Genomic DNA, 11,793 nt, shown 5'->3' with positions numbered 1-11,793 from the left:
GAACGGGGGCGAGTCTTGCGCACTCTCGCTGAGTTCGCTGGCGCACCCCTCACTTGATGAAAACAGTACGCTTGTCCTGTATTCGCGTTCAACCCGGGGTGCACGTGGCGTCTGGCACTGTTGTCCCGTGATCGCTTTGACCGACGTCGGCAAGCGCTACGGGCGCGGCCCGTGGGTGCTGCGCGGCGTCAGCCTGGATGTGGACCGCGCCGAGCTGGTCGTGCTGCTCGGTGTCAACGGCAGCGGCAAGTCCACGTTGATGCGCGTGCTCGCCGGGATCGTCGCGCCCACCGCGGGCACCGTCACCGGCCGGAGCACGATCGGTTTCGTGCCGGAGCGCTTCCCCGCCGGTCTCAAGCTCTCCGCCCGCGACTACCTCCGCCACCAGGCGGCGGTGCGCGGTGCCGGTGACACCGGCATGGAGTTCCTGGAGCGACTCGGTTTCGCCGGGAACCCCGACCGCCCCATGGCCGAGCTGTCCAAGGGCAACACCCAGCGCGTCGCCCTCGCCCAGGCCTTCGTCGCCGCCCCCGCCCTGCTCGTGCTCGACGAACCCTTCGCCGGCCTCGACGAGCACTCCCGCGCCGAGCTCTGCGCCATGATCAACGCCGCCGTCACCGAGGGCGCGTCGGCCGTGGTCACCGACCACACCGGCTCCCGCTCCCGCCTCGCGTCGACCCGCACCGTCGCCGTCGCGGACGGTTCGGTCCGCTCCGTCGACACCGATTCCACCGGCACCGGCGCGGTCGTCCTCACGTGCCCGTCCGACCTGCACGCTGAGGTGATCTCGCTGCCCGGAGTGCTCCAGTCCTCGCAAGGACCGTTGGTGCGCCTGGAAGTTCTCGGCGCCGAGGTCGATTCGGTGCTCACCGCCGCACTCGCCCTCGGCTGCTCGGTCCACGAGGTCCGCCGGAGCGCCGCATGACCGCGTTGGTCCGCTACCTCGGCGCCGAGCTGATCAGCTCCCAACGCTGGTTCCCGCCGATGGTCGTCTTCGCCGCCGTCTTCGGCATGCTCTACTCCACCGGCGCCGGCCCCGCGATCCCCGCCTACGGCGCCACCGTGCTCCTGTTGTTCCCGGTCAGCGCCTGGCTCAGCGCCGTGGTCGCCAACAGCGAAGACCCCGTCACCCGCATGGTCACCATCACCGCCGCCGGAGGTTGGCGCCGCGCGTCCACCGGAGTGCTCCTCCTCGCGGCGCTGTGCAACGCCCTGCTGGTCGCCCTCTCGGTGCTGGTCCCGATCCTCGTGAACCCCTCGCCGTACCCGGTGTCCACGGTGTTGATCGGCCTCGGCGCCCACGTTGTCGCCGCGTCGCTCGGCATCGCCGTCGGCCTCCTCTGCGCGCGCCCCGTTCTCGCCGGTCCCGGTTGGACGATGAGCGCCCTGATCACCGTGATGCTCATCGCCGTGGGCTTGGGCCGCGTGCCGCCGCTGGGTGATCTGGTCGGCCAGATGTTCGTTCCGGCACCGCCTGCCGCCCTGGCCGCTTCGCTGGCCTGGCACGTTCCGCTGGCCCTCGTGGTTCTCGGTGCCGCTCACGTGGTGATCAACCGAGTCGGCGCTCGGCGGCTCTAGAACGGTGCCGGGTCCGCGATGGGTTCCAGTTCCGTTTCGTGGACCCTGCCGCTGGGTGTGATCCACACGTGGCTGCCGTCGTCCCGGTTCTCACACCGCCAGTTGGAGTGGGTCTTCATGTTGTGGTGGTGCCTGCACTTCGGCCGGAGATTGCGGATCGTGGTGTTGGTTCCGTCGTAGGGGCGGCAATGATCCACATCGCAGCGTTGTGCCGGTTGTTGGCATCCGATCGCGGTGCAGCGCGGGTAGCGGGCGTTGATCAACTCCCGCTGTTTCGCCGTGGGCCGGTAGGTGTTGCTGACTTCCTCCGCCATGCCAGTGGCCGGGTCGGTCAAGATCCGCTTCCAGATGCCGCCCGCTGCGATGTCCTGAGCGACGCTCGTGGGGATTGGCCCGTATCCAGCCAGCATGCCTGGGTCATCGGTCAACCCGAGGAGCGCGGTCACCGGCATCGTCAGGTAGACCATCGTCTGTCCCTGCGGGGCGGGGGTGTCGAGTCCCAGCAGGAGGTCGCGGGCGACGTCGGCGCGTTTCTGGTCGAGGGTTCGGTCGTCTTTGGGGAGACTGCGCGCGATGCGGTCGATGTGGTCGTAGGCCATGGCGGTGTCGTGGGCGGTCATGCCCAGGCGAAGTTCGGCCATGCCGTCGTCCAGGTTGGTCTTCCACACCAACCGCTCTTTGCGCTTCTCCTCATGACGACGCTCAGCAGCCTTCGGGTCCAGTTTGTGGATCAACGTCTGGGCACGGCGACGGACTGAGGTGTGGGTACGGGTGGGCGCGTAGTCCAGGAGATCTGCCTCGGCGATCGACGCTTGGGGCTCCTTCAAGATCTGCAGCTGGTCGACGATGAGGCGGGCTTTGCCCTCATCGATGGAACCGGCCGACAACGCCGCCAACACCAAGGGGCGTTCGGTGAGTTCTAGGGAGTTGGAGAGGATGTGGTCGGCGCCGCGTCGGGAGATGTGCAAGGCGCAGGCGACCTCATTCTGCACATACCGGTAGTCACGATCATCGGCGGCGTCCTGGAATGCGGTCAAGGCCGAAGCGAGATTCGCTTTCGCATGACACAAAGCAGCGTGACTCGCCTCAACCTCGACCAACAACTCTTCGAGGGTCATACCTCAATTCTACCCTCGAATTCGAAACGATCATGGCTCTAAAGAATGAATTCCCAGGCGCCCCGCCGCCCGAAAAACGCAACCCCCGACCAACGGAACGCGCGGCTGGAATGGTCGGCTTTACCTGGGGTGCGCGTGCCATACGCTTGTCCGCGTGGGCCGGGATTCATCCCGTGCCCGCCCGGCCAAAGACGGCACGCGCAAGGGGTCCCAGGTCAAGCCGGCCCCACGCCGGAACCAGCGCAGCCAGCCGTACCCCGGGAAACCTAAGCAGCGTCCGTAGCCCGCAAAACAGGAACCTCACGCCGATCCGGCGACGACGGCGCAGGCAACCGCTCCTGCCGATTCAAAGCGAACAACAAACCCAACCCGACCAACAACAACCCATGCGACGCCACCCGGGCAAAAGGCACAGTCCCGGCAATCAGGTCGTGCACCGAATACCCGATCAACAACACCAAGAACCCCGACAAAACCGCAAGCAACCCGGCCACAGCGCGGGTCCGCAAAGCCGCCCAGAGCATGCCCACCGCGAGGCCGATGTTCCACGCGGTGCTCTCGTTGGACAGGTGCCCCGACATGAGCCCGCCGTGCGCGGCGTCGACGCCGATCAACTGCGCGATGCCGAGCGCCAACTGGGTCGTGGCGACCGCGACGAGCGCCGCGCGGGTCCACCGGCCTGGCTGGCGGGGCGCGGGGGCCGCGGCGAGAATAGCGGGCACGAGGTCGGGCGGGGTGACGGCTGGGCGCACGCGCAAAGACCTGGTCAGAGCGGTCGCGCGGTCCTGCCAGGCGCGGCACTCGGAGCAGCCCCGGAGGTGCGCGTCGGGGTCGACGGGCTCCGGTTCGCCGTCCATCCTCGCGGAGAGCGCTTCACGGCAGGTCGCACAGTTCACACCCTGATTGTCGGCTGAGGACGGGGGTGAGTTCCCGGCGGCCGGTGGATTACGCTTCGGCGTCGTGAGTGTGCCGGAGGGTGACGACGAGCGCGTGACGCAGTGGGCGCTGGACGCCGGGGCCGGTGACCGCGCCGCGCTCGAACGGTTCGTCCGCGCGACGCAGCGTGACGTGTGGCGTTTCGTCGCGCACCTCGCCGACGTGCGTTCGGCCGACGACCTCGCGCAGGAGACCTACCTCCGAGCCCTCGGCAGCCTGCACCGCTTCGCCGCCCGCTCCTCCGCGCGCACCTGGCTGCTGTCCATCGCCCGCCGCGTGGTGGTCGACCAGGTCCGCGCCGCCGTGGTCCGCCCGCGCACGACCGGCGGGGTCGACTGGGCCGCGGCGGCCGACGCCGCGCAGTCCCGGAGCACGGCGGCCGGGTTCGAGGACGTGGTCGAGCTGAACCTGCTGCTGGACGGCCTCGCCGGGGACCGCCGCGAGGCGCTGGTGCTGACCCAGGTGCTCGGCCTGTCCTACGCCGAGGCCGCCGAGGTCTGCGACTGCCCGGTCGGCACGATCCGCTCCCGCGTGGCGCGCGCCCGCGAAGACCTGCTCGACCTCGCGGAGCAGCGCGACACCGGCTGAGCGTTATCGACTCGTCACCTTCGCCTGGAACTCCCGCCCGCGTCGCGCCGACCACTCGGACATGCGGATCACGCCACAGGCCGGGAAGGCCATGGGGGTCGAGGTGACCGGCTTCGACGCCGCCACCGCGAGCGACGAGGACGTCCGGGCGATCGCCGACGCGGTCTACCGGCACAAGATCGTGCTGCTCAAGGGCCAAGAGCTGAACCCTCGCGAGTTCCTGGACCTGGGCGCGCGCTTCGGTGAGCCGGTCACCTACTACCAGCCGATGTACCGGCACCCCGAGTTGCCAGAGATCTTCGTCTCCGCCAACGAAGGCGGCTACGGCGTGCCGAAGACCGGGAAGTTCTGGCACGCCGACTACCAGTTCATGCCGGAGCCGTTCAGCATCACGCTGATCCACCCGCAGGTCGTGCCGAGCGAGAACCGGGGCACCTACTTCATCGACATGGGCAAGGCCTACGAGCGCTTACCCGAGGACCTGCGCGCGGCGATCGAGGGGACGACGAGCCTGCACAGCGCGCGCCGCTACTTCAAGATCCGGCCGAGCGACGTGTACCGGCCGATCTGGGAGGTCATGGAGGACATCGAGCGCGAGACGCCGCCCGTCGCGCAGCCGACCGTCTTCGAGCACCCCGTCACCGGCGAGTCCGTGCTGTTCATCAGCGAGGGCTTCACCTACGCCATCGAAGGCGCCGAAGACGATGTCCTGCAACGGCTTCTGCACGAGACGGGACAGCTCGACCCGGAGTGCGCGCACCCGAACATCCACCTCCAGACCTACGAGCGCGGTGACCTGCTCATCTGGGACAACCGCAGCCTGATCCACCGCGCGCTGCACACGGCGACGCCGGAGCCCGCGGTCTCGCACCGCGTCACCGTGCTGGACGAGCACAAGCTCTACGCGCGGGCGCTGTGATGGGTGATCTGCTGCTGGAGCGCGTGCTCCGACCGTACAAAGTGGACTGTCGCTACCTGCTCTCCGCCGAACCGATCGGTGACAAGGCCAGCGGTGACTTCGCCATCCCCGAGTCCTGTTACATCGACGACACCGGGCACTTCAACTCGGTGGAGTTCAACATCTGCTACAACCAGCTCGTCTACTACCTGATGGCGCGCGCCGTGCAGGACGGGTCGATGCCCGACTTCGAGCCGTGGACGCTGGAGGACTACTGGCGCAAGCAATTGCCGGACATCCTCATCGCCTCGTTCGAGTCCCGGTTCAAGCGGCCGATCAACGCCAGGCGGTTCTCCGGCGAGGTCACGATCGCCGACATCCGCTACCGCGAAGCGACCCGGCCGATGTTGTTGGCCCGCACCGAAGTTCGGTTCTGGGACGACGAGGGCGGCGCCGCGCAGGGCAAGGTGCTCCTGGCGATCATGGAGCCGCCGCGTGGCTGAGCGCACCCTCGGCGGAGCCCTGCGCGCGCAGGCTTCCGACCGCACCGCGTTGATCTGCGGGAGCGAAAGAACGTCCTATGCGGAGCTTGACCGGGAAGCCGACCGGATCGCCCGGAAACTGAACTCCGGCGAGCGGATCGCTTTCCTGGGCAAGGAATCCCCGCACTACTACGAGCTGTTGTTCGGGTGCTCGCGCTCCGGCGCCGTGCTCGTGCCCATCAACTGGCGGCTCACCGCGGCCGAGGTGAAGCACATCGTCGAGGACTCCGGTGCGACCGTGATCTTCGCCGATCGCGGCTGCGCCAAAGCGGTTCCGGACATGCCCGTGGTGTGGCTGGAGGACTTCGAGCACTGGAAAGCCTCTGCGCCCGAGGGGAATCCCGTCCAGGCGGGGCCGGACGACGCGGTGGCGCAGCTCTACACCAGTGGGACCACCGGTTTGCCCAAGGGTGTCGTGCTCGGTCAGCGCGGCTTCTTCGAGGTGCGCGCGGCGCTGGAGGCCAACGGGCTCGACTGGCTGGACTGGCGCTCCGAGGACGTCAGCCTCGTTGGTGTTCCTGGGTTTCACATCGGCGGCCTGTGGTGGGCCGTCCAGGGGCTGACCGCCGGCATCACGAACGTGATCATGCCCGCGTTCGTCCCGGCGGAGGCGGTCCAGCTCGTGCGCGAGCACGGCGTGACGATCACGTGCGTGGTGCCCGCGATGCTCCGCCTGATGCTCGACGAACGTCAGCCGCTGCGCGGACTTCGCAAGATCGTCTACGGCGGCTCGCCGATCTCCGAGGCGTTGCTGTCGCGGTGCATCGACGAGGTCGGGTGCGAGCTGGCGCAGATCTACGGGCTCACCGAGACCGGCAACACCGCCGTCTGCCTGCCGCCGTCCGAGCACAAGCCCGGTGGTGCGCGCATGCAGGCGGCTGGACGCCCGTACCCCGGCTTCGCCGCCGAGATCCGTGACGCGCGGGGGAAGCCGCTGCCGGTGGGCGAGGTCGGTGAGGTGTGGCTGCGCAGCCCGGCGAACATGCTGGAGTACTGGCGCAATCCCACGGCCACCGAAGAGTCCCTTGTGGACGGATGGCTGCGCACGGGCGACGCGGGGTGCGTGGACGAGGAGGGCTACGTCTTCCTCCGCGACCGCATCAAGGACATGATCATCGTGGCGGGGGAGAACGTGTACCCGGCGGAGATCGAGGGCGTGCTGGCCGGGCACCCCGCCGTCGCGGACTCGGCGGTGATCGGCGTCCCCGATGAGCGGTGGGGCGAGTCCGTGCACGCCTTCGTGGTGACGCGGGAGAAGGCCACCGCGCGGGAGCTGATGACCTTCCTCCAGGGCAAGCTCGCCTCGTTCAAGCTGCCGCTGCGCTACGAGTTCGTCGAGGCGATCCCGCGCAACCCCAGCGGCAAGGTGCTCCGCCGCGTGCTGCGCGAGCAGTTCTGGGCCGACCGCGACCGGCAGGTCAACTGACGTGGCCCTGACGCTGCGCCAGGTTCGGGCCGACGTCGCCGAGTTTCTGTTGATGGAGCCGGAGGAGCTGACCGACGACCTCAACCTGTACGACGCCGGGCTGGACTCCGTCCGGATGCTGACGATCGTGGACGGCTGGCGCGAGCACGGCGTGCACGTCGCCTTCGCCGACCTCATGGAACGGCCCACCGTCGCCGACTGGTGGTCGATGCTGACTGTTACCTCCGAACAGGCCACACCGAACCAGGTTCTCACCTCAGCACAGCAAGGGATTCGGGCCGCGCAGTTGCTCGATCCGGCCAGTCCCGCGTACAACACCGGCGAATACGTCGAGATCCGCGGCACGATCGACCCGGACGCGTTCGAACGATCGCTCCGCCAGGTCATGAGCGAGATCGGCCAGCGATTCGCATTCCACAAAGGACAGTCCTCAGTGGAGGACGCGCTCGCCTGGATGCGCCGGGACCTGGGGACGGCGGTCGACCTCGATGAGGGGCCGCTCTTCGGGCACGCGCTGTTCCAGGTGAATGACGAGGTCTTCCTGTGGTATCACCGAGTTCACCACATCGCCCTGGACGGCTATGGCGTCGCGCTCGTCGCCCGGCGGCTGGCCGAGGTCTACACCGCGCTGGCCGAGGGGCGGGCTCCTGAACCGCACAAGTTCGGCACGGCTGTCGTGGAGCCGATCACGGATTCGCGGCAGTACTGGTTGGACTACCTCGAAGGCTGTCCTCCGGTCGTGAGCTTCGCCGAGGGCGGTGGCTTGCCCTCACGCGACTTCCACCGCGTTCGCGCGCGGGCGGAAGCGAAGCCGGACCTCGTGGTCGCGGCGGTCGCCGCCCACCTGAGTCACGTGAGCGGCGCCGAGGAGGTTGTGCTCGGCCTGCCCGTGCTGAACCGGCCAGACACCGCCGCGTTGAGCGTGCCGACGACGGTGCTCAACGCGATTCCGTTGCGGCTGCGCGTGGACACCGATGATCTCGCCGTGCTCGCCGAGCGGGTGTCCGCGGATCTCCGGCGGAGCCTGCCGCACCAGCACTACCGCTTCGAGCAGCTCCGCCGCGACATCGGCCTGCGCAAGCGGTTGTTCGGGCCGGTCGTGAACGTGATGCCCTTCGACTACGACTTCCGCTTCGCGGGCGCGCCGTGCCGGGCGCACAACCTGTCGGCGGGGCCGGTCGAAGACATCGCGGTCAACGTCTACGACCGCCGCGACGGCTCCGGGATCGAGATCGTCATCGACGGCAACCCCGATCGGTACTCTGTCGATGACCTTGAACGGCACCTCGACGGAGTGCTCGGATTCCTTGCCGGGCAACTTTCCGTGCTCGATGGCGGCTCACACAACGAAGTCCGTTCGGTCGCGGAGCTGATCCGCGCTCAGCCTCCGCATGCGATCGCGATCGAGCGCGGGGAGCAGCGGCTCACCTACGGGGAACTCCTCGCCGCGACCGAGCGCGTGGTCCAGGTCAAGCCGACACGGGACATCGACACCGTCGCGAAGATCGTCGGAGCCGTCCTCGCGGGCGGCGCCTACGCCCCGTTCGAAGACCCCTTGCCGGACATGGAGTTCGCCGACCCGGCGTATGTGATGCAGACGTCCGGCTCGACCGGCAGACCACGGCGCGTGGTAGTCGGGCACAGCGCGCTCAACGCCTTCGTGGCCGCTGCTGTGGAGCGCTATGAACTTCGGAACACCGACCGCGTCCTTCAGTTCGCGCCGTTGAACTTCGACGCGAGCGTTGAAGAGATCTTCCCGATCCTGTGCGTCGGCGGCACTCTCGTCCTGCGCACCGACGAGATGACCGAGTCCCCGCAAGCACTTCTGCGCGCATGCGCGGAGCAGCGGATCACTGTTCTCGATCTACCGACGGCGTATTGGCACGAGCTGGCGTTCGCGATGCCACCGCTGCCGCCGGAGCTGCGCTTGGTGATCATCGGCGGGGAAACGGCACTGCCAGAGCGTGTTGAGCGTTGGCGCAGAGCACAACCTCGCGCACAGCTGATCAACACCTACGGCCCCACCGAAGCCACCGTGGTGGCGATAGCCGCCGATCTCGTTGCCGGAGACGGAGTCCCGATCGGGACTCCGCTGCGCGGTGTGCGGGCAGTCGTGGCGGACGCTGCGGGAAAGCCCCTGCCGGTCGGAGTCGCGGGGGAGCTGTGGCTGGCCGGAGACGGGCTCGCGCAGGGCTACCTCGGCGAGCCGGAGCTGACAGCCGAGCGTTTCCGCGACGGTGCTTACCGCACGGGGGACAGGGCGCGCGTGGGTCGCGACGGGCAGCTCTACCACCTCGGACGGCTCGACGACGAAGTCAAGATCAGTGGGCACCGGATCTCGCCGACCGCCGTGGAGGCTGCGTTGGTCAGACATCCGGCTGTGCGGGAGGCGATGGTCACCGCGACCGCCCGCCCTGACGGCACGAAGGTGCTCGCCGCGAAGGTGGTGACCGACCTGCGCGATCACCTGCGCGAACAGCTCTCCGTCGTGCCCAGCGTGATCGAACTCGTGGACTCGCTGCCCCGCAACCGTTCCGGGAAGCTCGACCGGTCCGCCAACGACGGCACGGTGCTCGGGATCATGCGACACGTGCTCGGCAGGCCCGATCTGTCCACTGAGGACGATTTCTTCGAGTCAGGTGGCCAGTCGCTCCAGACGATCCAGGTCGCGAACCGCATCGGCGCCGCGCTGGGGATCGAAGTGCCCGCCAAGCTGGTGTTCCAGCACCCCACGGCGGGCGGCCTGGCCCGCGCGCTCGACGGCGGTGAGCGGCAACCGCAGGCATCGCCGGAGGAAGACGCGGTGCTCGATCGCGACATCCTCCCCGGCCCTCCCGGAAGTCAGACCGGCCGCATCCTGCTGACCGGCGCCACGGGCTTCGTCGGCCGACACCTCCTCGCCGAGCTGCGCGGCACCACGGACGTGGAGATCATCTGCCTCGCGCGGCCGGAGTACGACCTGACCAAGCCCTGGCTCGGTCTCGATGCGGCGACCTGGCAGGACCTGACGAGGGTCGATGCGATCTACCACTGCGCCGCCGAGGTCAGCCTGCTGCGCGGGTACGACAGCGTCCGGGCTGCGAACGTTGAAGGCACTCGTTCACTGCTGCGGCTAGCTGCGGCTGGAGCACCGTCGCGATTCCATCATGTGTCCACTGTGTCCGTCCTCAGTGGACACGACACCGGATATCAGCAGAGCAAGTGGGTGGCGGAACAACTCGTGCTCGAAGCCGGTCGGCGTGGGCTGGACACGACGATCCACCGGCTCGGCCGAGTCGCCGGGCCGACGTTCAACCCGCACGACGTGCTGTGGCGGCTGCTGCTCAAGGGAATCCCCACCGGAGTTCTGCCGAAGCTCCACCACGCTGAGCCGTGGGTCGACGCCCGCGTCGCAGCTCGTGAGATCTTGGCTCAGCACGGCGGGGTCCACGCCGTGGCTCCGGAGAGCCGCATCGTGTTGGACGACCTCTACGCGTGGATCGCCGACTACGGCTACCCCGTCGAGGTGTGCTCGCGCGTGGACTGGCGTGCGCGCGTGACCGACCTCGATCCCGCCACTTCCGCACTACTCGACCTGTGGTCCGACTCGGAGGCGAACGAGCCGGAAACCTCCACAGTGGACAGAGCTGGCGTGCACCGGCTACTCGACCACTGCGTCGCCGCAGGTCTGCTTCCCGCCGTCAACTAGGAGAGAATCACATGCAGGTCAAGCGCACCGCCATGGCACTGGTGCTGCTCACCATCGCCGGGTGCGGCACGTCAACGGGTGCGGCGCAGCAACCCACGGCGCCGGGCTACCCGGTGACGATCTCCAACTGCGGCAAGGACGTCACCTTCCAACGCCCGCCGACCCGGACTGTCGTGATGAACGGCGGTTCGGTGGCCGAAGTGTCCACATTGGTCGCACTGGGCCTCGGGGACCGCGTCGTGGCGAACTCGCAGTCCTACGGCGCCTCCGACGAGCCCGGCCGCGCCGAGGCGATCGCGAAGCTGCCCACCGGCGGCATCAAGCTCAACGACCAGATGGACATCCCGCGCGAGGCGATGCTGGGCCAGCGCCCGGACTTCGTGCTCGCGACGTACTCCGGCGGCTTCGACGGCAGTCGTGGGTTCGCGACCCGTGAGGATCTGAGTGCCATCGGTGCGAACACCTACGTGCCCGCGAAGATGTGCGGCACCGGTGGGACGCAGACCGTCGAGGACAGCTACGCGATGCTGCGCGACCTCGGCAAGGTCTACGGCGTCAGCGACCGCGCCGAGCGCCTGGTGGAGGACTCCAAGCAGCGGATCTCGCAGGTCGAGGCGCGGGTGAAGGACAAGCCCAAGCCGAAGGTCATGCTGATCATCCCCGGCATGGACATGGGCGCCGGGGACTTCAGCTCCGTTGGCGCGAAGGGCATCTGGAACGACCTCATCGCGCGGGCGGGCGGGGTGAACGCCTTCGCCGACAGCGCGCCGCAGCTGTTCGCCAACCTCAGCAAGGAACAGCTCGCCGCCGCGCAGATCGATGCCGTGATCGTCGTGAACTACCAGAACCCCGACCCGAACGCCTCCGCGACCAAGCTCTACGAGCAGTTCCCGCAGTGGGCGGCGGCGAAGGCGAAGCGGCACGTGGTGCTCTCCGACTCCATCTACTTCGGACCCAACAACGCCACCGCCGTCGAGCGGATCGCCGCGCTGCTGCACCCGGCCCAATGAAAACCGGCC

10 protein-coding genes are annotated in these 11,793 nt (G+C 68.4%); 8 read left to right on the top strand and 2 right to left on the bottom strand.

Annotated features, from left to right (window positions below; genetic code table 11):
* Window positions 1–127 precede the first annotated feature (127 nt).
* A complete protein-coding gene (locus CCN37_RS03030) occupies window positions 128–925 on the top strand; it encodes an ATP-binding cassette domain-containing protein (RefSeq protein WP_246842784.1) in 798 nt (265 codons plus the stop codon).
* Window positions 922–1,578, top strand: coding sequence for a hypothetical protein (locus CCN37_RS03025; protein ID WP_086819074.1), 657 nt, complete (start codon window positions 922–924; stop codon window positions 1,576–1,578). Before CCN37_RS03030 ends, CCN37_RS03025 begins: the two co-directional genes overlap by 4 nt.
* On the opposite strand, the gene CCN37_RS03020 is transcribed toward CCN37_RS03025, so the two are convergent.
* Both CCN37_RS03020 and CCN37_RS03015 read right to left on the bottom strand, forming a co-directional pair.
* Window positions 1,575–2,696: an HNH endonuclease signature motif containing protein gene (locus CCN37_RS03020; RefSeq protein WP_086819073.1), complete on the bottom strand. Its 1,122-nt coding sequence runs from the start codon at window positions 2,694–2,696 to the stop codon at window positions 1,575–1,577. The genes CCN37_RS03025 and CCN37_RS03020 overlap by 4 nt on opposite strands.
* Before the next feature lie 266 nt (window positions 2,697–2,962).
* Window positions 2,963–3,553 (bottom strand): hypothetical protein, encoded by a 591-nt coding sequence (locus CCN37_RS03015; RefSeq protein ID WP_086819072.1) that lies wholly within the window; start codon window positions 3,551–3,553, stop codon window positions 2,963–2,965.
* A gap of 103 nt (window positions 3,554–3,656) precedes the next feature.
* On the opposite strand from CCN37_RS03015, the gene sigC reads away from it, so the two are divergent.
* From sigC to CCN37_RS02985, 6 genes are all read left to right on the top strand, one after another.
* On the top strand, window positions 3,657–4,220 hold the full coding sequence (gene sigC, locus CCN37_RS03010; protein ID WP_086819071.1) for an RNA polymerase sigma factor SigC: 564 nt from the start codon (window positions 3,657–3,659) through the stop codon (window positions 4,218–4,220).
* A 61-nt stretch (window positions 4,221–4,281) separates the two neighbouring features.
* Window positions 4,282–5,139 (top strand): TauD/TfdA family dioxygenase, encoded by an 858-nt coding sequence (locus CCN37_RS03005; protein ID WP_086819070.1) that lies wholly within the window; start codon window positions 4,282–4,284, stop codon window positions 5,137–5,139.
* Window positions 5,139–5,621 carry an FcoT family thioesterase gene (locus tag CCN37_RS03000; protein ID WP_086819069.1) on the top strand — a complete coding sequence of 161 codons (483 nt, stop codon included), beginning with the start codon at window positions 5,139–5,141 and terminating at the stop codon, window positions 5,619–5,621. Before CCN37_RS03005 ends, CCN37_RS03000 begins: the two co-directional genes overlap by 1 nt.
* Window positions 5,614–7,086, top strand: coding sequence for a long-chain-fatty-acid--CoA ligase (locus CCN37_RS02995; protein ID WP_086819068.1), 1,473 nt, complete (start codon window positions 5,614–5,616; stop codon window positions 7,084–7,086). The genes CCN37_RS03000 and CCN37_RS02995 overlap by 8 nt, the downstream gene beginning before the upstream one ends.
* A 1-nt stretch (window position 7,087) precedes the next feature.
* Complete coding sequence (locus CCN37_RS02990) at window positions 7,088–10,774, top strand: AMP-binding protein (RefSeq protein ID WP_086819067.1); 3,687 nt, start codon at window positions 7,088–7,090, stop codon at window positions 10,772–10,774.
* 11 nt (window positions 10,775–10,785) lie between these two features.
* On the top strand, window positions 10,786–11,784 hold the full coding sequence (locus tag CCN37_RS02985; protein ID WP_086819066.1) for an ABC transporter substrate-binding protein: 999 nt from the start codon (window positions 10,786–10,788) through the stop codon (window positions 11,782–11,784).
* The last annotated feature ends 9 nt before the right edge of the window (window positions 11,785–11,793 follow it).

The organism is Allokutzneria sp. NRRL B-24872 (assembly GCF_002155965.1).
In the GTDB taxonomy this organism is placed as follows: domain Bacteria; phylum Actinomycetota; class Actinomycetes; order Mycobacteriales; family Pseudonocardiaceae; genus Allokutzneria.
The sequence above is the reverse complement of the archived record's forward strand: the minus strand, read 5'-3'. Positions and strand labels throughout refer to the sequence as shown.